The 22246-nt window shown below is 58.3% G+C and carries 20 protein-coding genes; 14 read left to right on the top strand and 6 right to left on the bottom strand.

From position 1 onward, the window contains the following. Positions 1–14 precede the first annotated feature (14 nt). The 3 genes from ACSFE6_RS10505 to ACSFE6_RS10495 are packed head-to-tail and all read right to left on the bottom strand — an operon-like array spanning position 15 to position 2471. Positions 15–782, bottom strand: a complete 768-nt coding sequence (locus ACSFE6_RS10505) for a TerB family tellurite resistance protein (protein ID WP_435427531.1) — start codon at positions 780–782, stop codon at positions 15–17. Position 783: 1 nt separating this feature from the next. Then, positions 784–1455, bottom strand: a complete 672-nt coding sequence (gene murU, locus ACSFE6_RS10500) for an N-acetylmuramate alpha-1-phosphate uridylyltransferase MurU (RefSeq protein ID WP_435427530.1) — start codon at positions 1453–1455, stop codon at positions 784–786. Beyond that, positions 1452–2471 carry an aminoglycoside phosphotransferase family protein gene (locus ACSFE6_RS10495; RefSeq protein WP_435427529.1) on the bottom strand — a complete coding sequence of 340 codons (1020 nt, stop codon included), beginning with the start codon at positions 2469–2471 and terminating at the stop codon, positions 1452–1454. Before ACSFE6_RS10495 ends, murU begins: the two co-directional genes overlap by 4 nt. Before the next feature lie 130 nt (positions 2472–2601). On the opposite strand from ACSFE6_RS10495, the gene ACSFE6_RS10490 reads away from it, so the two are divergent. The 11 genes from ACSFE6_RS10490 to ACSFE6_RS10440 all read left to right on the top strand — a co-directional run bounded on the left by ACSFE6_RS10490 (position 2602) and on the right by ACSFE6_RS10440 (position 16726). Then, complete coding sequence (locus ACSFE6_RS10490; RefSeq protein ID WP_435427528.1) at positions 2602–5400, top strand: LPS-assembly protein LptD; 2799 nt, start codon at positions 2602–2604, stop codon at positions 5398–5400. Further along, complete coding sequence (gene surA / locus ACSFE6_RS10485) at positions 5381–6697, top strand: peptidylprolyl isomerase SurA (RefSeq protein WP_435427527.1); 1317 nt, start codon at positions 5381–5383, stop codon at positions 6695–6697. Before ACSFE6_RS10490 ends, surA begins: the two co-directional genes overlap by 20 nt. Next, entirely contained in the window at positions 6694–7683 is a 990-nt protein-coding gene (gene pdxA, locus ACSFE6_RS10480) for a 4-hydroxythreonine-4-phosphate dehydrogenase PdxA (protein ID WP_435427526.1), read from the top strand. Before surA ends, pdxA begins: the two co-directional genes overlap by 4 nt. Then, entirely contained in the window at positions 7680–8498 is an 819-nt protein-coding gene (gene rsmA, locus ACSFE6_RS10475) for a 16S rRNA (adenine(1518)-N(6)/adenine(1519)-N(6))-dimethyltransferase RsmA (RefSeq protein ID WP_435427525.1), read from the top strand. Before pdxA ends, rsmA begins: the two co-directional genes overlap by 4 nt. A 121-nt stretch (positions 8499–8619) precedes the next feature. Continuing rightward, positions 8620–9000, top strand: coding sequence for a Co2+/Mg2+ efflux protein ApaG (apaG, locus tag ACSFE6_RS10470; protein ID WP_435427524.1), 381 nt, complete (start codon positions 8620–8622; stop codon positions 8998–9000). Further along, complete coding sequence (locus ACSFE6_RS10465) at positions 9000–9884, top strand: symmetrical bis(5'-nucleosyl)-tetraphosphatase (RefSeq protein WP_435427523.1); 885 nt, start codon at positions 9000–9002, stop codon at positions 9882–9884. Before apaG ends, ACSFE6_RS10465 begins: the two co-directional genes overlap by 1 nt. 33 nt (positions 9885–9917) lie before the next feature. After that, positions 9918–10247: a thiosulfate sulfurtransferase GlpE gene (gene glpE / locus ACSFE6_RS10460; RefSeq protein WP_435427522.1), complete on the top strand. Its 330-nt coding sequence runs from the start codon at positions 9918–9920 to the stop codon at positions 10245–10247. 296 nt (positions 10248–10543) lie between these two features. Beyond that, complete coding sequence (locus ACSFE6_RS10455; RefSeq protein WP_435427521.1) at positions 10544–12466, top strand: PrkA family serine protein kinase; 1923 nt, start codon at positions 10544–10546, stop codon at positions 12464–12466. A 137-nt stretch (positions 12467–12603) separates the two neighbouring features. Beyond that, entirely contained in the window at positions 12604–13875 is a 1272-nt protein-coding gene (locus tag ACSFE6_RS10450; RefSeq protein WP_435427520.1) for a YeaH/YhbH family protein, read from the top strand. Then, positions 13872–15434 (top strand): SpoVR family protein, encoded by a 1563-nt coding sequence (locus ACSFE6_RS10445; protein WP_435427519.1) that lies wholly within the window; start codon positions 13872–13874, stop codon positions 15432–15434. The genes ACSFE6_RS10450 and ACSFE6_RS10445 overlap by 4 nt, the downstream gene beginning before the upstream one ends. Positions 15435–15496: 62 nt before the next feature. After that, entirely contained in the window at positions 15497–16726 is a 1230-nt protein-coding gene (locus ACSFE6_RS10440; RefSeq protein WP_435427518.1) for a multifunctional CCA addition/repair protein, read from the top strand. Positions 16727–16800: 74 nt separating this feature from the next. On the opposite strand, the gene folK is transcribed toward ACSFE6_RS10440, so the two are convergent. Next, positions 16801–17319 (bottom strand): 2-amino-4-hydroxy-6-hydroxymethyldihydropteridine diphosphokinase, encoded by a 519-nt coding sequence (gene folK, locus ACSFE6_RS10435; RefSeq protein ID WP_435427517.1) that lies wholly within the window; start codon positions 17317–17319, stop codon positions 16801–16803. Beyond that, positions 17310–17666 carry a dihydroneopterin aldolase gene (folB, locus tag ACSFE6_RS10430; protein ID WP_056726637.1) on the bottom strand — a complete coding sequence of 119 codons (357 nt, stop codon included), beginning with the start codon at positions 17664–17666 and terminating at the stop codon, positions 17310–17312. Before folB ends, folK begins: the two co-directional genes overlap by 10 nt. Positions 17667–17740: 74 nt before the next feature. On the opposite strand from folB, the gene plsY reads away from it, so the two are divergent. After that, entirely contained in the window at positions 17741–18310 is a 570-nt protein-coding gene (plsY, locus tag ACSFE6_RS10425) for a glycerol-3-phosphate 1-O-acyltransferase PlsY (RefSeq protein WP_435427516.1), read from the top strand. A 23-nt stretch (positions 18311–18333) separates the two neighbouring features. On the opposite strand, the gene tsaD is transcribed toward plsY, so the two are convergent. After that, the gene (gene tsaD, locus ACSFE6_RS10420; protein ID WP_435427515.1) at positions 18334–19359 is read right to left on the bottom strand and encodes a tRNA (adenosine(37)-N6)-threonylcarbamoyltransferase complex transferase subunit TsaD; all 1026 of its coding nucleotides are present in this window, start codon (positions 19357–19359) and stop codon (positions 18334–18336) included. 199 nt (positions 19360–19558) lie between these two features. On the opposite strand from tsaD, the gene rpsU reads away from it, so the two are divergent. Next, a complete protein-coding gene (gene rpsU, locus ACSFE6_RS10415) occupies positions 19559–19774 on the top strand; it encodes a 30S ribosomal protein S21 (RefSeq protein ID WP_002551877.1) in 216 nt (71 codons plus the stop codon). Positions 19775–20258: 484 nt separating this feature from the next. Beyond that, positions 20259–22229, top strand: a complete 1971-nt coding sequence (dnaG, locus tag ACSFE6_RS10410) for a DNA primase (RefSeq protein WP_435427514.1) — start codon at positions 20259–20261, stop codon at positions 22227–22229. The last annotated feature ends 17 nt before the right edge of the window (positions 22230–22246 follow it).

Raw genomic sequence — 22246 nt, 5'->3', positions numbered from 1 at the left:
CACCTCTTCGCCGGTTATCGAAAATCCCGCCGCTGGCGAATCAACGTGTAGGCATTGTGCAGTTCCCGCGTCTTCTCGGTCGCTTCGCGCACCTGCGAGGCGGTCGCCCCGCTTCCCGCAATTTTGTCCGGATGATGGCGACTGAGCAGACGCCGATAGGCCCGTTTGATCTGCGCCGGCTCACTGGTGGCCGACACGCCCAATAGTCGCATAGCCTCCTGGTAGCTCACGGCGCTACTGACCTGTGGACGTTTGTGCGGCTCATATTCCGTCGCCAGCGCCTGCACCTGGTGCGGCGTCCAGCCCAACCATTTGCCCCACTGGGCAATGAGCTCACGCTCACTGCTGCCAGCCCGGCCATCCGCCCAAACCATCCGCCAACAGGCGCGCAACACCCCTTCGGCCGCATGGGGTTGAGCGCTCAACCGGCGCAGGTAACCGCGCAACCGATCATTGCCTGACTTGCCACGATTGAACGCGGCAATTGCCCGACGCCGGGCAAACTCGTTCAATTCCAGCGAGTGCATTTCCTGTCGCGCCTGCTGAATGTGACCTTCCACGACCCGCCCATCACACTTGGCCAAACGCCCCAGCAACACGAACAACAATTCATCGTTGCGCAGCACGGGGCGACCGCCAAGTTTTTCACGCAGATGCGCCCAACTTTGCAAGTGCAGGCGCCGATCCAGCGCCTGCCCCAACAAGGCACCTAGCATGGCCCCCGGAATGCTGGCAATGGCAAAGCCCGCTCCGGCTCCGATCAGAGTCCCTGGCCACAACATGTCAGCGTCTCGCTTCGATCAGAGCTTCAGCTTCGGCCAAACGCTCATGGGTGCCGACATCGACCCAATGGCCATTCAAACGCTCGCCGGACACCTGCCCTTTGGCCATCGCGGCACGCAGCAGCGGCGCCAGTTTGAATGCCCCGGCAGAACAACCTTCGAAAAGCTGCGGATGCAGTACCGCGATCCCGCTGTACGTCAGAGTGGCAGCGCCCAATTGACCGTCGTGGACATGCCCGTCGATCAGCTGAAAATCTCCGGCCGGGTGATGGACCGGATTATTGGCCAGCACCAGATGAGCAAGGCCGATGATGGGCTGATGCAACACACTGAAGTCGTAATCGGTCCAGATATCGCCATTGACCACGACGAAGGCCTCATCGCCCAGCAACGGCAACGCACGGAAAATCCCGCCGCCTGTTTCAAGTGGCTCCCCCTCCGGTGAATACTGGATGCTGACGCCATAGCGCGATCCATCGCCCAGATAGTCTTCGATCTGCTGGCCGAGCCATGCATGATTGATCACGATCTCGGTAAAACCGGCTGCGGCCAGCGCACGCAGGTGGTACTCGATCAGCGGCACCCCACCTGCGCGAACCAGCGGTTTTGGCGTGGTCAGGGTCAACGGACGCATACGCTCGCCTTTGCCTGCCGCCAGGATCATCGCCTTCATGCCTTCACCCCGGCACGCAGGCTGGCCAGCAATACATCCAGCTCGGCCAGCTCAGGCCGACGCGCGATCACTGCTTCTATATAGGCAAAGAAACGTGGCACATCGCTCAGGTAGCGCGGTTTGCCATCGCGATGACAGATACGGGCAAAGATCCCGATCACCTTCAGGTGACGCTGCACACCCATCAGGTCGCTGGCGCGCAGGAAGTCTTCGAATGCCGGTTGCACCGGAATATTCAGCGCAGTCGCCTGCTGCCAGTAGCTTTCCAGCCAACCGCGCACGCGCTCTTCAGGCCAGCTGAGGAAAGCATCCTTGAACAGGCAGGTCACGTCGTAGGTGACAGGACCATAAACAGCATCCTGGAAATCCAGAACACCGGGATTCGGCTCGCTGAGCATCAGGTTGCGCGGCATGTAGTCGCGGTGAACCAGAACTTTCGGCTGGGCCAGGGCGCTGTCGATGAGCAGATCACTGACCTGCTGCCAGAGCGCTTGCTGCGCCGCATCGAATTCGATGCCCAGCTCACGCTTCACGTACCACTCCGGGAACAACTCCAGCTCGCGACGCAGCAGCGCCACGTCATAACTTGGCAGCGGCGCAACCATCGGCAACTGCTGGAAAGCCAGCAGCGCTTGCAGCGCATCGTTGAATAATTGGTCGGCGTTTTCGCCGTCGATCACGTCCAGATACGTCTTGTTGCCCAGGTCATTGAGCAAAAGAAAGCCGCGTTCGAGATCTTCGGCATAAATTTTCGGCACATTTATTCCGGATTTCGCCAGTAAAAAAGCGATATCCACGAAGGGTTTGCAGTTTTCCTGGGGCGGCGGCGCATCCATCACGATGAAACTTTTACCGGCGCCCTCCCAACGGAAATAACGCCGGAAACTCGCGTCACTGCTGGCCGCGGTCAACGTGGCCGGGGGTACGGTACCCCAGTTCCGTTCTTTAAAAAGGATCGCCAATTGTTCATCGAGCCAAACTTTAAGGTGTTGCAAACGTACATCTTGGTCAGGCATTGCAAGGGTCTCCGACGGCGCTAGCCGTCAAGCGGGTCATGCTTTATTATCCAGCATCTTTTTCAGACCATCGAGAGGCGTGCGGCCCACACCGCGGGCAGATGGCACGCAGGAAGCCCGGACTAATAAGATGGCATTGAAATCCCCCGCGTTTCGTAAAAAATTTCCGTTGTTGGTAACCGGCAGTCTGCTGGCCTTGCAACCTCTAGCCACTTCCTTCGTGGTCGCCGCGGAACAGTATGACTGCTCAGTCTCTGCTTCGGGTGGCTGGGACTGTGCGCCTAAACAACCGGCGGCAGCCATGCCTCCACGTCCGGTCCATGACGGTAGTGCCGTCAGCGCAGCCGGCGAGGCCGCGGCGCAGGATGGTACCCGCGAAGAAACCGGCACCAAGACTACCCTCGTTACCGAAGCGAAAGGTCGCGGCCTGAAGTCGCGTAGCGAAGACTACAGTCACCTCGACTGGGTTCCCCGCGAACAGCTCACAGCGGCACAACTTGCCGAAACCGGTCCTTATTGCTCTGGTTCCTATATCGAACCGACTCGTCCTGGCATGAATGACAAGACGAGTAAAAGTGACGCACCTACCTTTATCGGCGCGAAAGCCTCCCGCTATAACTCCGAAGATCAGGTCGGCACGCTGGCCGGCGATGTCGTCTTGCGCCAAGGCAGCATGCAGGTCGAGTCTGACGAGGCAAGCCTGTACCAGGCCGAGAGCCGTGCCGAACTGAATGGTGACGTGCGCATTCGCGACAACGGCGCGCTGATCGTGGGCGACCACGCTGATGTGCAACTCGACACCGGTGAAGCCAAGGTCGACAACGCCGAATACGTGATGCACAAATCCCGTATCCGCGGTAACGCGCTGTACGCCAAACGTGCCGAGAACGCCATCATCCGCCTCAAGGATGGTACGTACACCACGTGCGAACCGAACAGCAACGCCTGGCAGCTCAAGGGCAACAACATCACCCTGAACCCGGCCACCGGCTTCGGTACCGCAACCAACGTGACACTGCGGGTCAAGGACATTCCGGTCCTGTACACGCCGTACATTTATTTCCCAATCGACGACCGTCGTCAGTCCGGTTTCCTGCCGCCAACCATCGGCAGTGGCAGCGATACGGGCTTCCTGCTCGTTACGCCGTACTACTTCAACCTGGCGCCGAACTACGATGCCACGCTGTACCCGCGCTACATGAGCAAGCGCGGCCTGTTGATGGAAGGCGAGTTCCGCTACCTGACCAAGTCCAGCGAAGGTCAGTTCGGCGCCGCGTACCTCAACGACGAAGATGACGATCGCAAGCTGCAGAGCGACTACGAAAAAACCCGCTACATGTACAACTGGCAGCACAAGGGTGGCCTCGACTCCCGCGTCTTCACGCAAGTCGACTACACCAAAATCAGCGATCCGTACTACTTCCAGGATTTGCAGACCGACCAGATCGGCGTGAAAAGCTCCGACTATGTGAACCAGCAAGGCTCGGTCAGCTATCGCGGCGACAGCTATGTCGCGCGAATCAATGCCCAGGCCTATCAACTGGCGACCGTGTCGAACATCACGCCGTACGACCGTTTGCCACAGATCACCCTCAACGGTGCACTGCCGGATCGTCCGGGTGGCTTTAATTTCACCTATGACACTGAGCTCGTACGATTCGACCGAGACCTGCAAAACGGTAACTTCACCGATGAAGACGGCAACGTAGAGCCGCGTCTCGACACCAACGTTCAGGGTCTGGCCCGGGCCAATGGCGATCGTCTCAACCTTGCGCCAGCGGTCAGCTATCCAATGGAAGCCAGCTATGGCTTCCTGACGCCAAAGCTCAAGTACCAGTACACGCAGTACCAACTGGATCTGGACAGCATCGGTAAAAGCCAGGTTGCCGCGCAGACCGCAGAACAGGACCGGCTCAACGGCACATTCGACAGCAACCAGAATCGTGGCGTCCCGATCGCCAGCATCGACAGTGGCCTGTATTTCGACCGCAACACCCAATGGTTCGGCAAGAACTATCGCCAGACCCTTGAGCCTCGCCTGTTCTATCTCTACGTACCCGAGAAGGACCAGGAAGACATTCCGGTCTTCGATACCAGCGAATACACCTTCAACTATGCGTCGCTGTTCCGCGACAACCGTTTCTCCGGTTCCGACCGTGTCGGCGACGAGAACAAGCTGTCGCTGGGCGTGACCAGCCGCTGGATCGAAGAGAACGGCTTCGAGCGTCAACGCGTTAGCGTCGGCCAGGCTTTGTACTTCAAGGACCGTAAAGTCCAACTACCAGGTATTAACTTCGAAGATCGCGACGACGCCAAGTCTGATGTTTCACCTTACGCACTTGAATACGAATACCGTTGGAACCGTGATTGGCGCACCACTGCCGATTACAACTGGGACCCGGACAGCCGCAGCCCTCGCTCCGGCAGCGCGATGTTCCACTACCAGCCTGAGGACAATCCGAACAAAGTCATCAACGCCGGTTATCGCTATCGCAATGACCAGGTCCGCTATGACCAGAACACCGGTAAATGGCAAGTGGGTGGCGGTGACTACGGCGTTCCAGGCCAACCTGGCTACGTGAAGGATTACTACAAGATCGAACAGCACGACTTCTCGGTGATCTGGCCGATCGTGCCGCAATGGAACGCCATCAGCCGCTGGCAGTACGACTACAACCGCAACCGTACGCTGGAAGCCTTCGGTGGCTTCGAGTACGACAACTGCTGCTGGAAACTGCGCCTGATCAACCGTTACTGGGTTTCCTATGACGAATTCAGTCAGGAAGCACCGGAAAACGAAAAAGGCGACCATGGCATCTTCCTCCAAATTGTTCTGAAGGGACTCGGCGGCCTCACCGGCGCCAAGGTAGAGAGCTTCCTCGACAAAGGCATCCAAGGTTATCGTGAACGTGAAGACCAAGCTTTCTGATTGTCTGCGCCCGCTGTTGCTGGGCGCGCTGTTCCTGGGTACCGCGGCCAACGCCGCGGTACAGTCCATCGACAAAGTGGTGGCCATCGTCGACAACGACGTGGTCATGCAGAGCCAACTGGACCAGCGCGTTCACGAAGTTCAACAAACCATCGCCAAGCGCGGCTCCGCCGTGCCGCCGGCCAGCGTACTGGAGCAGCAGGTGCTTGAGCGCCTGATCGTCGAGAACCTGCAACTGCAGATCGGTGAACGCTCCGGGATCCGCATCACCGATGAAGAGCTGAACCAGGCTGTCGGCACCATCGCCCAGCGCAATAACATGTCGGTTGAGCAGTTCCGCGCCGCCCTGACTCGCGACGGCCTGTCTTACGACGACGCTCGCGATCAGATCCGTCGCGAAATGGTCATCAGCCGTGTGCGCCAGCGCCGTGTGGCCGAGCGTATCCAGGTCTCCGAACAGGAAGTGAAAAACTTCCTGGCCTCCGACCTGGGCAAGATGCAATTGTCCGAAGAGTTCCGCCTGGCCAACATCCTGATTCCTACACCGGAAAGCGCTAACTCCGACGCGATTCAGAATGCTGCCAAACAGGCCGATGCGGTTTACCAGCAGCTCAAGCAAGGCGCTGACTTCGGTCAGTTGGCTATCGCCAAATCCGCCAGCGAAACGGCACTGGAAGGTGGTGACATGGGCTGGCGTAAAGCCGCTCAACTGCCCCCACCGTTCGATCGCCTGCTCAGCACCATGGCTGTCGGCGATATCACTCAGCCGATGCGCACCCCGGGCGGCTTCATCATTCTGAAGATCACCGACAAGCGTGGCGGTGGGGCTCAGGTACGTGATGAAGTTCATGTTCGACACATCCTGGTCAAACCGAGCCCGATCCGCGACGAAGCAAAAACCAAGGCCCTGGCTGAGTCGCTCTACAGCCGTATCGAAGCCGGAGAAGACTTCGGCGAACTGGCAAAAAGCTACTCGGAAGATCCTGGTTCTGCCCTTAACGGTGGCGACCTGAACTGGATCGACCCTAATGCGCTGGTACCAGAGTTCCGTGAAGTGATGGCCAAGACCCCGCAGGGTCAGCTGTCCAAGCCATTCCAGACTCAATATGGCTGGCACGTCCTGGAAGTCCTTGGCCGCCGCGCCACCGACAGCACCGAACAAGCCCGCGAGCAGCAAGCCATGACCGTACTGCGTAACCGCAAATACGACGAAGAGCTGCAAACCTGGCTGCGTCAGATCCGTGACGAAGCGTACGTAGAAATCAAACTCCCTGGCGCCGACCAGGCAGCGCAGTGAAGCCCAAACGTTTCGCGCTGACACCCGGTGAACCGGCCGGCATAGGTCCCGACCTATGCCTGCTGCTCGCCTCGCAAGCCCAGCCGCACCCCCTGATTGCCATTACCAGTCGTGACCTGCTCGTTGAGCGGGCCGCGCAATTGGGGGTGGCTGTCGACTTGCTGCCGGTCACGCCGGACAACTGGCCAGACACCCCCGCACCTGCCAATAGCCTGTATGTCTGGGATACACCACTGCCCGCCAAAGTCGTTGCCGGGCAACTGGACAAGGCCAATGCCGCTTTCGTTCTGGAAACCCTGACCCGCGCCGGCCAGGGCTGTCTGGACGGGCATTTTGCAGGGATGATCACCGCCCCGGTGCACAAGGGCGTAATCAACGAATCCGGGATCGCCTTCTCCGGGCACACGGAGTTTCTCGCCGACCTGACCCATACAGCACAAGTGGTAATGATGCTCGCCACTCGAGGACTGCGCGTGGCACTGGTCACGACCCACCTGCCCCTGCGCGAAATTGCCGATGCAATCACCCCGGAGCGCCTGGAAAGAGTCACACGCATCCTGCATAGCGACCTGAAAGAAAAATTCGGCATCGCCCAGCCACGCATCCTGGTGTGCGGGCTCAACCCCCATGCCGGTGAAGGCGGACATCTGGGCCATGAAGAAATCGATATCATCGAACCCACATTAGAGCGCCTGCGCAGCGAAGGCATGGACCTGCGTGGCCCCCTGCCCGCCGACACTCTGTTTACCCCCAAATATCTGGAGCACTGCGACGCAGTGCTGGCGATGTACCACGACCAGGGCCTGCCTGTGCTGAAATACAAAGGTTTCGGCGCAGCCGTCAACGTGACCCTCGGCTTGCCGATCATCCGCACGTCCGTCGACCATGGCACCGCCCTGGATTTGGCCGGCAGCGGCAAGATCGATACCGGCAGCCTGCAGGTCGCCCTGGAAACCGCCTACCAGATGGCCGAGACCCGTTTATGACCGAGCAATACCAACACAAGGCGCGCAAGCGCTTTGGCCAGAACTTTCTGCACGACGCTGGAGTGATCGACCGCATCCTGCGTTCCATCCACGCCAAACCCGAAGACCGAATGCTGGAAATCGGCCCGGGCCAGGGCGCACTGACTCAGGGCTTGCTCAATAGCGGCGCCCAACTCGACGTAGTGGAACTGGACAAGGACCTGGTCCCGATCCTCAACCAGCAGTTCGCAGGCAGGAGCAACTTCAACCTGCACCAGGGTGATGCGCTGAAGTTCGACTTCAACACCCTGAACGCCGCACCCAAGAGCCTGCGTGTCGTCGGTAACCTGCCGTACAACATCTCTACGCCACTGATTTTCCACCTGCTGCACAACGCCCACCTGATTCGCGACATGCACTTCATGCTGCAAAAGGAAGTGGTTGAACGCCTGGCGGCGGGACCTGGGGGCGGTGACTGGGGACGGCTGTCGATCATGGTTCAGTACCATTGCCGGGTTGAACACCTGTTCAACGTTGGCCCGGGAGCGTTCAACCCGCCACCGAAAGTCGATTCGGCCATCGTGCGCCTGGTGCCTCACGCCGTGCTGCCGCACCCAGCCAAGGACCACCGCTTGCTGGAGCGCGTCGTACGCGAAGCGTTCAACCAGCGCCGTAAAACCCTGCGCAATACGCTCAAATTGCTGCTGAGCAACGCCGAAATCGAAGCCGCCGGTGTCGATGGCAGCCTGCGCCCAGAGCAACTCGATCTGGCCGCTTTCGTGCGCCTGGCGGACAAACTCAGCGAGCAGTCCCAGCAAAAGCCTGCGGACGCCTGAAGGACCTGACGTTATCGGGTAGGACACCAACGCCCATGTCTGGTTTACTACCCGATACTTGGCCTAGACTGAACTCCATCAGCTACGCCCCGCGTCCCGCTTCGTTTTTAAGGCCTCTTGCATGTCCGATCCTCGCTATCAGGTCGACGTCAGCGTCGTCACTCACTATCTGGCAGAACAATCGCAACCCGAACAAGACCGCTTTGCCTTTGCCTACACCATCACCGTGAAAAACAATGGCCTGCTACCGGCCAAGCTGTTGTCCCGGCACTGGGTGATCACCGATGGCGACGGACATGTCGAAGAGGTTCGCGGTGCAGGCGTGGTTGGCCAGCAGCCGTTGATCGAGGCCGGCAGGAGCCACACCTACAGCAGCGGCACGGTCATGACCACCAAAGTGGGCACCATGCAAGGCAGTTATCAGATGATTGCCGAGGACGGTAAGCAATTCGATGCCATCATCGCTCCGTTCCGCCTGGCGGTGCCCGGAGCCTTGCACTGATGGCAACGTATGCCGTCGGTGATCTGCAGGGCTGCCTGGAAGCGCTGCAGTGCCTGCTCAAGCAGGTCGCGTTCGACCCGGCAAAGGATCGCCTGTGGCTGGTCGGCGACCTGGTCAACCGTGGTCCGCAGTCGCTCGATACCCTGCGCTTCCTTTACAGCATCCGTGAATCGCTGGTTTGCGTGCTTGGCAACCACGACCTGCATTTGCTGGCCGCCGGACAGAACATAGAACGCCTGAAGAAAGCCGACACCCTGCGTGAAATCATCGACGCACCGGATCGCGCCGAGCTGCTGGACTGGCTACGCCAGCAAAAACTCATGCATTACGACGAACAACGCAATGTGGCACTCGTGCATGCCGGCATTCCACCACAATGGTCGCTTCGCAAAGCCCTGAAGTGTGCCGCCGAGGTTGAGAAAGCCCTACGCGACGACAACCTGTTTCCGCCCTACCTCGATGGCATGTACGGCAACGATCCGGCGAAATGGGACAACGATCTCAAAGGCGTGACTCGTCTGCGGGTGATCACCAACTATTTCACCCGGATGCGTTTCTGTACGGCTGAAGGCAAGCTTGACCTAAAGAGCAAGGAAGGCCTCGACAGCGCTCCACCGGGTTACAAACCCTGGTTCCTGCACAAGGAACGCAAGGCCAAGGACCTGAAGATCATCTTTGGTCACTGGGCCGCACTGGAAGGCAAAGTCCTTGAGCCGGGCATCTCGGCCCTCGACACCGGTTGTGTCTGGGGTGGCGCCCTGACGCTGATGAACGTCGACAGCGGCGAACGCTTATCCTGCAAATGCGATGAGCATGGCCACGCTGCCAAACCACCGGTCACCCCACCCATTTCCGAACCATCGTCAGCCAGCGCCCCGCGCTAGACTGCGCTTTCAGCCGAGCCACAGGAGCCCGCCATGAGCGAATTCAAACGTATTCCCCCGGAACAGGCCCAGGCCCTGCGCGAGCAAGGTGCCGTGGTGGTCGATATCCGCGACCCGCAAACCTATGCCTCGCTGCACATCGCCGGCTCGAAGCATCTGGACAACCACTCCATTTCTGATTTCATCCGTAATGCTGATCTCGATGCGCCACTGGTGGTGGTCTGCTACCACGGCAACTCCAGCCAGAGCGCAGCCGCCTACCTGATCAGCCAGGGCTTCTCCGACGTTTACAGCATGGATGGTGGTTTTGAGCTGTGGCGTACGACTTATCCCTCGGAAACAGCGCAAGGCTCTTCCGAATAATTTTTTTGTAACACGCAAGCCCCGGCTTGCGCGGGCTAGCGCGGTGGCAGACGAACGGTCTGCCACAACTAATTACGTATCCAGCCTTTACCTCCCGAATTCCCAACTATCCTTAAGCGCAGGCCATCCAAAACAGGGGAGAGCCGGTACACCGGCGCGCGGATCATCGGGAGTAGCTTTCGAAGCAATTGGCTTTGGAAGAGTTCTGGGGGGTAAACAGCGACCGCCTGTTCGGTTGCTGCCAGCATCGACTGAGTGATCCGGCGTCGGCTCCACGTATCGAGCGAGGTGACGTCATGAGTATCTTTAGCCACTTCCAACAACGTTTCGAGTCCACACGCCAGGAAGAGCTCACGCTGCAAGAGTATCTGGAACTGTGCAAAAAGGACCGTAGCGCCTACGTTTCCGCCGCCGAGCGTTTGCTCCTGGCCATCGGTGAACCGGAGCTGCTCGACACCTCGACCAACTCGAGACTGTCGCGAATATTCTCCAACAAAGTGATTCGCCGCTATCCGGCCTTTGAAGACTTCCACGGGATGGAAGAATGCATCGACCAGATCGTGTCGTATTTCCGCCATGCCGCTCAAGGCCTGGAAGAGAAGAAGCAGATCCTCTACCTGCTCGGTCCCGTCGGTGGTGGTAAATCGTCCCTGGCCGAAAAACTGAAGCAATTGATGGAAAAGGTGCCCTTCTATGCGATCAAGGGCTCGCCGGTTTTCGAATCGCCTCTGGGCCTGTTCAACGCCACTGAAGATGGCGCAATCCTCGAGGAAGATTTCGGCATTCCACGGCGCTACCTCAACACCATCATGTCGCCATGGGCAACCAAACGCCTGGCCGAATTCGGCGGAGACATCAGCCAGTTCCGCGTGGTGAAACTCTACCCATCGATCCTCAATCAGATCGCCGTGGCCAAAACCGAGCCGGGAGATGAAAACAACCAGGACATCTCGGCACTGGTAGGCAAGGTTGATATCCGCAAACTGGAAGAATATCCGCAGAACGACGCCGACGCCTACAGCTACTCGGGCGCACTGTGCCGGGCCAACCAAGGCCTGATGGAATTCGTCGAGATGTTCAAGGCACCGATCAAGGTGCTGCACCCATTGCTGACCGCCACCCAGGAAGGCAACTACAACAGTACCGAAGGTTTGGGGGCGATTCCTTTTACCGGGATCCTGCTGGCCCACTCCAACGAGTCGGAATGGCATACCTTCCGCAACAACAAGAACAACGAAGCGTTCATCGACCGTATCTACATCGTCAAAGTGCCGTACTGCCTGCGGGTCAGCGACGAAGTGAAGATCTACGACAAGCTGCTGTTCAACAGCTCGCTGGCCAAAGCCCATTGCGCACCCGATACCTTGAAAATGCTGGCCCAGTTCACTGTGCTTTCTCGCCTGAAAGAGCCGGAGAACTCCAACATCTACTCCAAGATGCGCGTGTATGACGGCGAAAACCTCAAGGACACCGATCCGAAGGCCAAGTCGATCCAGGAATACCGCGACAATGCGGGTGTCGACGAAGGCATGAACGGTCTGTCGACCCGCTTCGCATTCAAGATCCTGTCGAAGGTTTTCAACTTCGATCCTCATGAAATTGCTGCCAACCCGGTGCATTTGCTCTACGTGCTCGAACAACAGATCGAACAGGAACAGTTCCAGGCCGAGACCCGCGAGCGCTACCTGCGCTACCTCAAGGAATACCTGGCACCGCGTTATATCGAATTCATCGGCAAGGAAATCCAGACCGCCTACCTCGAGTCTTACAGCGAGTACGGCCAGAACATCTTCGATCGCTATGTGCTGTACGCCGACTTCTGGATCCAGGACCAGGAATACCGCGACCCGGAAACCGGCGAAATCCTCAACCGCGTGGCACTGAACGAGGAACTGGAGAAAATCGAAAAACCGGCCGGCATCAGCAATCCGAAGGATTTCCGCAACGAAATCGTCAACTTCGTGCTGCGCGCCCGCGCCAATAACAACGGCAAGAACCCGACCTGGCTCAGCTACGAAAAATTGCGGGTGGTCATCGAGAAAAAAATGTTCTCCAACACCGAGGACCTGCTGCCGGTCATCAGTTTCAACGCCAAGGCCAGCAAAGAAGACCAGCAAAAACACAACGACTTCGTCACACGGATGGTCGAGCGGGGCTACACCGACAAACAGGTACGACTGCTGTCCGAGTGGTATCTGCGGGTCAGAAAATCACAGTAAGGCAGCGGCAAGCGGCAAGCTACAAGCCTCAAGCACACCGTACGGGCGCTTGAGGCTGTTGGTGGCTTCTGTTTGCTTTGAAAGCTTCGAGCTTGTAGCTTGAAGCTTGTAACTTGTAGCTGCCCGGAGGGCTCCCTATGAGCTATGTGATCGACCGACGTCTCAATGGCAAGAACAAGAGCACGGTAAACCGCCAGCGGTTTCTGCGGCGTTATCGTGATCACATCAAGAAGGCCGTAGAAGAGGCGGTCAGCCGGCGCTCCATTACCGACATGGAACACGGCGAGCAAATCAGCATTCCCGGCCGCGACATAGATGAGCCGGTGCTTCACCACGGCCGCGGGGGAAAACAAACCGTCGTTCACCCCGGCAACAAGGAATTCACCAGCGGTGAACATATTGCCCGCCCACCGGGAGGTGGCGGCGGCAGAGGGCCTGGCAAAGCCGGCAATACTGGCGAAGGGATGGACGAATTCGTCTTCCAGATCACTCAGGAAGAGTTCCTCGAGTTCATGTTCGAGGATCTTGAGCTGCCCAATCTGGTCAAGCGTAACCTGACCGGCACCGACACCTTCAAAACCGTTCGCGCCGGGATCAGCAACGAAGGTAACCCGTCGAGGATCAACATCATCCGCACCCTGCGCTCCGCCCATGCACGGCGAATTGCGCTCTCGGGCAGCAGTCGCGCGAAACTGCGAGAAGCCAAGGAAGAACTCCTGCGATTGAGACAGGAAGAACCCGATAATTTCGGCGATATCCAGGCACTTGAAGCAGAAATCGAAAAACTCAGCGCGCGTATTCACCGCGTGCCGTTTCTCGATACGTTCGACCTCAAGTACAACCTGCTGATCAAACAACCCAACCCGAGCTCGAAGGCGGTGATGTTCTGCCTGATGGACGTATCCGGCTCAATGACCCAGGCAACCAAGGATATTGCCAAGCGCTTCTTTATCCTGCTGTACCTGTTCCTCAAACGTAACTACGACAAGATCGACGTCGTGTTCATCCGCCACCATACCAGCGCACGCGAGGTGGATGAGGAAGAATTCTTCTACTCCCGCGAAACCGGTGGGACCATCGTGTCCAGTGCCTTGAAACTGATGCAGGAGATCATGGCCGAGCGCTATCCGGCCAACGAGTGGAATATCTACGCCGCCCAGGCATCCGACGGTGACAACTGGAACGATGACTCGCCGATTTGCCGCGACATCCTGATCAACCAGATCATGCCGTTCGTGCAGTACTACACTTACGTTGAGATAACCCCGCGCGAACATCAGGCCCTGTGGTTCGAGTACGAGCGCATCGCCGAAGCCTTTTCTGACACCTTTGCCCAGCAACAACTGGTCTCGGCCGGAGATATCTATCCGGTCTTCCGTGAACTCTTCCAGCGCAGGTTAGTGACATGACCGCCAAAGAGCTGAAGCGCCAACCCATTTCCACCGGTTCAGAGTGGACGTTCGAGCTGATCCAGGCCTACGACCGTGAAATCAGTCGGCTCGCGGCCCGCTATGCGCTCGACACTTATCCCAACCAGATAGAAGTGATCACCGCTGAACAGATGATGGACGCCTATGCCTCAGTCGGCATGCCATTGGGTTATCACCACTGGTCCTATGGCAAACACTTTCTCAGCACCGAAAAATCCTACAGCCGCGGCCAGATGGGCCTGGCCTACGAGATCGTCATCAACTCGGACCCATGCATCGCCTACCTGATGGAAGAGAACACCATCTGCATGCAAGCGCTGGTCGTGGCGCATGCGTGCTACGGCCACAACAGTTTTTTCAAGGGTAATTACCTGTTCCGAACCTGGACCGACGCCAGCTCAATCATCGATTACCTGGTGTTCGCCAAGCAGTACATCATGCAGTGCGAAGAACGCCACGGCATCGATGCGGTCGAGGACCTGCTCGACTCCTGCCACGCACTCATGAACTACGGCGTCGACCGCTACAAACGGCCATATCCGATTTCCGCCGAAGAAGAACGTCGCCGGCAGAAGGACCGGGAAGAGCACCTGCAGAAACAGATCAATGATTTGTGGCGGACCATTCCAAAAGGCGCGGACAAGTACAGCGACAAGGACAATGCGCGCTTCCCCGCCGAACCCCAGGAAAACATCCTCTACTTCATCGAAAAACACGCACCGCTACTGGAGCCGTGGCAGCGGGAAATCGTGCGGATCGTGCGCAAGATCGCCCAGTATTTTTATCCACAACGCCAGACTCAGGTGATGAACGAAGGTTGGGCCACCTTCTGGCACTACACATTGATGAACGACCTGTATGACGAAGGCCTCGTCACCGACGGCTTCATGATGGAGTTCCTGACCTCCCATACCAGCGTGGTCTTTCAGCCTGGGTTCGACAGCCCTTATTACAGTGGAATCAACCCTTACACCCTAGGGTTTGCCATGTACCGCGATATCCGCCGCATGTGCGAGGAGCCAACAGAAGAAGATCGCCGCTGGTTTCCGGAAATTGCCGGCTCCGACTGGCTGTCGACCATTAAATTCGCCATGAGCAGTTTCAAGGATGAAAGCTTCATCCTGCAGTACCTGTCGCCCAAGGTCATCCGCGACCTGAAACTGTTCAGCATTCTCGATGACGACCAAAAGGACGATCTGCTGGTTCCGGCGATTCACGACGAGGGCGGCTACCGAATCATCCGTGAAACCCTGGCTGCGCAATACAACCTCGGTAATCGCGAGCCCAACATACAGATCTACAGTATCGACCGGCGTGGTGACCGGTCCCTGACCCTGCGCCATCAGCAACACGACCGCAAACCGCTGGGAGACTCCACCGAAGAAGTGCTCAAGCACCTGCACCGCCTCTGGGGCTTCGACATTCACCTGGAGACCCTGCAAGGTGATCAGGTGATGAAAACCCATCATGTTCCGCCCAGAAGCGAGCATAGTGAAGGCGATTACGGTCGACTGGACTTGGCCGTCATCCATCTTTGATCCAGCTGAACCTCCGAAAGCTCGACGCAACGGTTATCCTGTCGAGCTAACGGAGGTTTTTTATGCGGATCTATAAAGTTGGCGGTGCTGTACGCGATCGCCTGCTGGGTATTCCTGTCACCGACATCGATCGGGTCGTGGTCGGCGCCACTACCGAAGAAATGCTGGCCCAAGGCTTTCGCCCGGTAGGCGCGGACTTCCCAGTGTTCCTTCATCCCAAAACCGGGGAGGAGTACGCACTTGCCCGGACCGAGCGCAAGAGCGGACGCGGTTACGGCGGTTTCACCTTTCACGCCAGCCCCGAGGTAACCCTTGAGGAAGACCTGATCCGCCGTGATCTGACGATCAATGCCATGGCCGAGGACGATCAACAGAACCTGACCGACCCTTACCACGGTCAACGAGATATTGAAGATCGCGTACTTCGCCACGTTTCCCCCGCATTCGCCGAAGATCCACTCAGGGTTCTGCGTGTAGCCCGTTTTGCTGCGCGTTATGCCGAACTCGGTTTCACCGTCGCCCAGGAAACGCTGGCGTTGATGCGCCAACTCAGTGGATCAGGCGAACTTGAAGCATTGACCGCTGAACGCAGCTGGAAAGAAATCTCCCGCGCACTGATGGAAAACCAACCTCAGGTGTTCATCGAAGTGCTGCGCGCGTGCGGCGCGCTGAAGGTGTTGATGCCGGAAATCGACGCGCTGTTCGGTGTACCGCAACCAGAAGCTCATCACCCGGAAATCGATACAGGCGCTCACACCCTGAGCGTACTGGAGCAAGCCGCGCAACATAAGCAACCGCTGACCGTGCGCTGGGCCTGCCTGCTGCATGACCTTGGCAAAGGGCTGACGCCGGAAGAGGAATGGCCACGGCACATCGCCCACGAGTTCAAGGGGCTTAAGCTGATCAAAGCGGTCAACGAACGCTTCAAGGCGCCAAGGGATTGCCAGGAACTGGCACTGCTGGTGGGCGAATACCACACCCACGGCCATCGTGCTCTGGAATTGAAGCCATCAACCCTGCTGGAATTGCTCCATAGCTTCGACGTTTACCGCCGACCGCAGCGGTTCGAGGAATTCATCGCGGCCTGCGAGATGGACGCTCGTGGACGCAAAGGGTTGGAGCAACGAAGTTATCCACAAGCAGATTATTTGCGCGGAGCGGCAAAGGCGGCGCGAAGCGTGTCGGTTCAGCCGCTGCTGGAGAAAGGGTTCCAAGGGCCGGAGCTGGGTGAAGCGATCAAGCGTGAACGGCTCAAGGCTTTGAAGGCCTACAAAGAGGCGGCTTCTGTCTGAAAAGCTTCGCGAGCAGGCTCGCTCCCACAAGTGTTGTGCCGCCCCTGTGGGAGCGAGCCTGCTCGCGAATAGCCTTACAACAAATCCGAAGGTGTCAACTGCTCCCCGCGCCATTCAAACGCCACCGGTGCCAACACCTGATCAATCTGCGACTCACGCCACAAAGTCGCAAAGCTTTTGCCTACACCTGGATGCACCCGATCCGGTGCGATCAGCGATAACGGCCACAGCACAAAGGCATTCTTCAGGATTTCGGCTCGCGGCAGAACCAAGCCATCGAAATTGCCTGCCAGATCGCCAAATAACAGCACATCGATATCAAGCGGCAATCCCTTGCGGTCCGGCGCATAGCGGCCATTGTCGGCCTCAATGAATTTCAGCCGGCGATCGAGCTCCATCAGTGGCAAATCGGTAAAGGCCGACACCACGAAATTGAAGAACGGCCCGCTCTTGATGCCCACCGGCTGACTTTCGAAGACCGGTGAACATTGGATATCCACCAAAAATCCCGCCAAGGCATCCAGGCCGGCTTTTAAATGGGATTCGCGCTCGATATTGCTACCGAGCCCGAGATACACCTGAGTCAGCGACATCCGCGCTCGATCTCCACGCCCACGCCACCGATCGCGGCAGGAACCGCGCCTGGCTTAGTCAGCTTGAGACGCATCCAGGTGATCTTGAACTCGCTCATCAACACTTCAACCAATCGCTCGGCAAAGGTCTCGACCAGTTGGAATTGCGCCTGCTCGGCAAAAGCCTGGATGCGCGACGAAACGCTCGCGTAATCGAGGGCCAAGGTCAGGTCGTCACCAGCGGCAGCCGGGCGATTATCCCAGGCGAAACTCAGATCAAGACGCAAGCACTGTCGGATGCCTCGCTCCCAGTCGTAGGCACCGATCACGGTGTCGACTTCCAGGCCCTCGATAAACACTCTGTCCAAGCACTTTTCTCCGCTACACGACAAGGGCGCATTGCGCCGTTAGAATCAGGGCGTCCTCGCCCGGAATAGTTAGCATGTTTTGGTTATTGGCGATCCTCGCCTACCTGCTCGGCTCTCTGTCCTTTGCCATTTTGCTCAGCCGCCTGACCGGTAATCCCGATCCGCGATCGAGCGGCTCTGGCAATGCCGGCGCCACCAACATGTTGCGCCTGGCCGGCAAGAAACTCGCCATCCTGACGTTGCTCGGTGACCTTTGCAAAGGCCTGCTGCCCGTGCTGATCGCCGGTGTTGTCGGCCTTTCGCTGCAGGATCAGGCCTGGATTGGCGTCTGCGCCGTCATCGGTCACCTGTTCCCGCTGTACTTCCGCTTTCGTGGTGGCAAGGGTGTCGCCACTGCCGCCGGAATGTTGCTGGGCCTGTACCCACCAGCAGCACTGCTGGCGGTCTGCGCCTGGCTACTGACGTTCTATCTGACCCGTACCAGCTCGCTGGCCGCCCTGATCGCCACACCGCTGACCCTGCCGCTACTGGCTTGGCAGGAGCCGGCAGCACTGCTCCCCATGAGCGCACTCACAGGATTGATCGTCTGGCGCCATCGCGGCAATTTACGCGACCTGTTCGCCGGGCGCGAACGGCATTTTTAGATGCCGGACATGAGCGCCACTCATTACAACGCCGACAACTGTTCCATTGGCCAGCGGGCTTGCACGCTGATCGCCAGGCTTTCCTGCTGACCGGCCTGCAAACGCTGGCAGCCGGCGAACGCGATCATCGCGCCGTTATCCGTACAGAACTGTGGCCGAGCGTAGAAAACATTGCCTTTCATATCGCCAAGCATCTTTTCCAGGGAAATGCGCAATGCCTTGTTGGCACTCACGCCCCCGGCGATCACCAGACTCTTCATGCCGGCGGCCTTAAGGGCACGCTTGCACTTGATGGTCAAAGTCTCCACCACGGCCTGCTGGAACGCCAGAGCGATGTCGCAACGGGCTTGCTCACTGTCGTCCCCGGCGCTCACGCACTGTTGCCAGGTGTTCAACGCAAAGGTTTTCAGGCCACTGAAACTGAAGTCCAGACCAGGGCGATCGCACATCGGACGCGGGAAGACGAAACGTCCTGCGACGCCTTGGTCCGCCAAGCGAGCGATTTCCGGGCCGCCCGGATAGTTGAGCCCCATCATCTTGGCCGTCTTGTCGAAAGCTTCACCTGCGGCGTCGTCCAGGGTCTCGCCCAACAGCGTGTACTGACCTATGCCGTCAACCTGCACAAGCTGCGTGTGACCACCGGACACCAACAAAGCGACGAACGGAAATTCCGGTGGTTGCGCCTCCAGCATGGGTGCCAGCAAGTGACCTTCCATATGATGCACACCCAGCGCCGGAATCCCCCAGGCAAAGGCCAGTGCCTGGGCACAGGAAGCGCCCACCAGCAATGCCCCTACCAAGCCGGGACCGGCGGTATAGGCAATGGCGTCGATCTCCGTCGGCACACAGTCCGCTTCGGCCAACACCTGACGAATCAAGGGCAGCATACGCTTGACGTGATCGCGCGAAGCCAGCTCGGGCACCACGCCACCATAGGCACGATGCAGGTCGATCTGACTGAACAGCGCATCGGCCAGCAGGCCGCGCTCACTGTCGTAAAGTGCGACGCCGGTTTCGTCGCAAGAGGTTTCTAATCCCAGTACTAGCATGGGTTTGCGCCTTGTTTAGGCTGAATTCGAAGGCGCGCATAATAGTCGTCGCGTGATGCCCCGACCAGCGGTTTTCGATCAGAGGCTTTGCATTCCGAGCGATGAGGGGTTAACATCCGCAACCCTTAAAAACCGACGTCTTCAAGTGCTCTTTTGCCGCGAGGATGTTGACCCCGGTAATGAATGAAGGTAGCTCTGGATGCCAGCCGTCAAAGTAAAAGAGAACGAACCCTTCGACGTAGCTCTGCGTCGTTTCAAGCGCTCCTGCGAAAAAGCCGGTGTACTGGCTGAAGTTCGTAGCCGCGAATTTTACGAGAAGCCAACTTCTGAGCGTAAGCGCAAAGCAGCTGCTGCTGTTAAGCGTCACGCCAAGAAAGTTCAGCGCGAACAGCGCCGCGCCGTTCGTCTGTACTAATACACAGACGATCGTAGCAAGCTTCTGCCAAGCCCGGCCCTCAGCCGGGCTTATGGCATTTGCGTAAAACGCTTGATGCTTCACTGTCAAAGCCGCAGATGCGACCGAGACAAATCTGCTTCACCGCGTCAGACCTGGCTCTTTTGCCAGCGGTGCACGTCTTTTCTGACGAGCCTTTCAAGGCTACTGACGAGCACACCCACTGATTCCTCTCACGACGATCAGCCCAAGGCACCGCTTGCGTGCCGCATGATGAGCTATCCGAGACCCTTGACGGGCCGCAGCCGGATTCAGCGCAACACTTTCAAATGATCGAATACTGATTGGCATTAACGTCAGTGGATTTTCGGCAGATACACTTCCCGATAACGATAACGCAGACGACACTGGTCGAGCCGCACAGCTTGCGCGCCTCAGACAATGACCCGCATTCGTCCGCCCGTCGTTATTACGGACCCCTTTCAGCGCAGATGACGAGAACGCCATGGCCGGGCTAATTCCCCAGAGCTTCATTGACGACCTTCTGAACCGCACCGACATCGTCGACGTGGTCAGCTCGCGCCTGCAACTGAAAAAGGCCGGCAAGAACCACACCGCCTGCTGCCCGTTTCACAAAGAGAAAACCCCGTCCTTCAGCGTCAGCCCCGACAAACAGTTCTACTACTGCTTCGGCTGCGGCGCCGGCGGAAATGCCCTCGGCTTCATCATGGACCACGACAACCTGGACTTCCCCCAGGCTGTCGAAGAATTGGCCAAAGCCGCCGGCATGGAAATCCCCCGCGAAGAAAGCGGCCGGCCGCACAAACCACGGCAACCGACCGACTCGCCGCTGTACCCATTACTTACGGCCGCCGCCGATTTCTACCGCCAGGCGCTGAAAAGCCACCCGGCGCGCAAAGCCGCCGTGGATTACCTGAAGGGTCGCGGGCTGACCGGAGAAATCGCCCGGGATTTCGGCCTCGGCTTTGCACCACCCGGTTGGGACAACCTGTTCAAGCACTTGAGCAGCGATACCTTGCAACAAAAAGCCATGATCGATGCCGGCCTGCTGATCGAAAACGCCGAAACCGGCAAGCGCTACGATCGCTTCCGCGACCGAGTGATGTTCCCGATCCGCGACAGCCGCGGGCGTATCATTGCCTTTGGCGGCCGGGTGCTGGGTGACGACAAGCCGAAGTACCTGAACTCGCCGGAAACCCCGGTATTCCATAAGGGCCAGGAGCTCTATGGCCTGTATGAAGCACGCAAGAACAACCGTAACCTCGACGAAATCATTGTCGTCGAGGGTTACATGGACGTTATTGCCCTGGCCCAGCAAGGCCTGCGCAATGCCGTCGCAACCCTGGGTACGGCCACCAGCGAAGAACACTTGAAACGACTGTTTCGTGTAGTGCCAAGCGTCCTCTTTTGCTTCGACGGCGACCAGGCGGGTCGCAATGCAGCCTGGAGAGCCCTGGAGGCAACCCTGTCGAGCCTGCAGGACGGCCGCCGTGCGCGATTCCTGTTCCTGCCTGAAGGCGAAGACCCGGACACCCTCATTCGCTCCGAAGGCACCGACGCCTTCCGCGCACGAATCAATCAACATGCACAACCGCTGGCAGACTACTTCTTCCAGCAGCTGACCGAAGAAGCCGACCCGCGATCACTGGAAGGCAAGGCTCACATGGCCACCCTCGCTGCGCCGTTGATCGACAAGGTACCGGGCGCCAACCTGCGCACCCTGATGCGCCAGCGCCTGCTGGAAATCACGGGATTGAGCGGCGAAGCGGTCAGCCAACTGGTGCATAGCGCACCGCAGGACGCACCGCCACCCTATGACCCAGGCATGGATTACGACGCCATGCCGGACTACTCCGACTTCCACCAGCCTCAGGAGGCCTTCACGCCCCAGCAGGAGTGGACACCGAAGAAACCCGGCACCGGCGGCAAGAAATGGGACAAGAAGCCCTGGAGCAAAAACGGCAAGCGCGGCGATCGCGATGAATCCTATACCCCTCGCACGCCAGTGGCAGTAGAAGCCCCGACGCTTATTGCATTGCGCACGCTTATCCACCACCCGCAACTGGCCGGCAAGGTTGAGAGCGCTGATCATTTTGCAAACGAAAGCAATACATACGCTCAGGTGCTAATCGCCTTGATCGAGGCCGTGCAGAAAAATCCTAGGCTAAACTCTATTCAGTTGATGGCCCGTTGGCACGGCACAGAGCAAGGACGCCTCTTGAAAGCACTCGCGGAAAAGGAGTGGCTAATTGACGGCGATAACCTTGAACAGCAGTTTTTAGACACCATTACTAGATTATCCGCGGGTCAGCATACGCAAACCCTCGATGAACTCATCAAGAAAGCAAGGCAGCCGGGATTATCGGCTGAAGAGCAAATTCAGATAGCGAAACAGATGCGCGAGCTCTTAAAACAGAATGTTTCCGCATCAAACCCGACCTCAACTGGCGCGTGAGGTCATAGCTCAGGTAT

The organism is Pseudomonas baetica (assembly GCF_051216495.1).
In the GTDB taxonomy this organism is placed as follows: domain Bacteria; phylum Pseudomonadota; class Gammaproteobacteria; order Pseudomonadales; family Pseudomonadaceae; genus Aquipseudomonas; species Aquipseudomonas baetica_B.
This window is presented reverse-complemented; position numbering and strand designations above follow the sequence as displayed.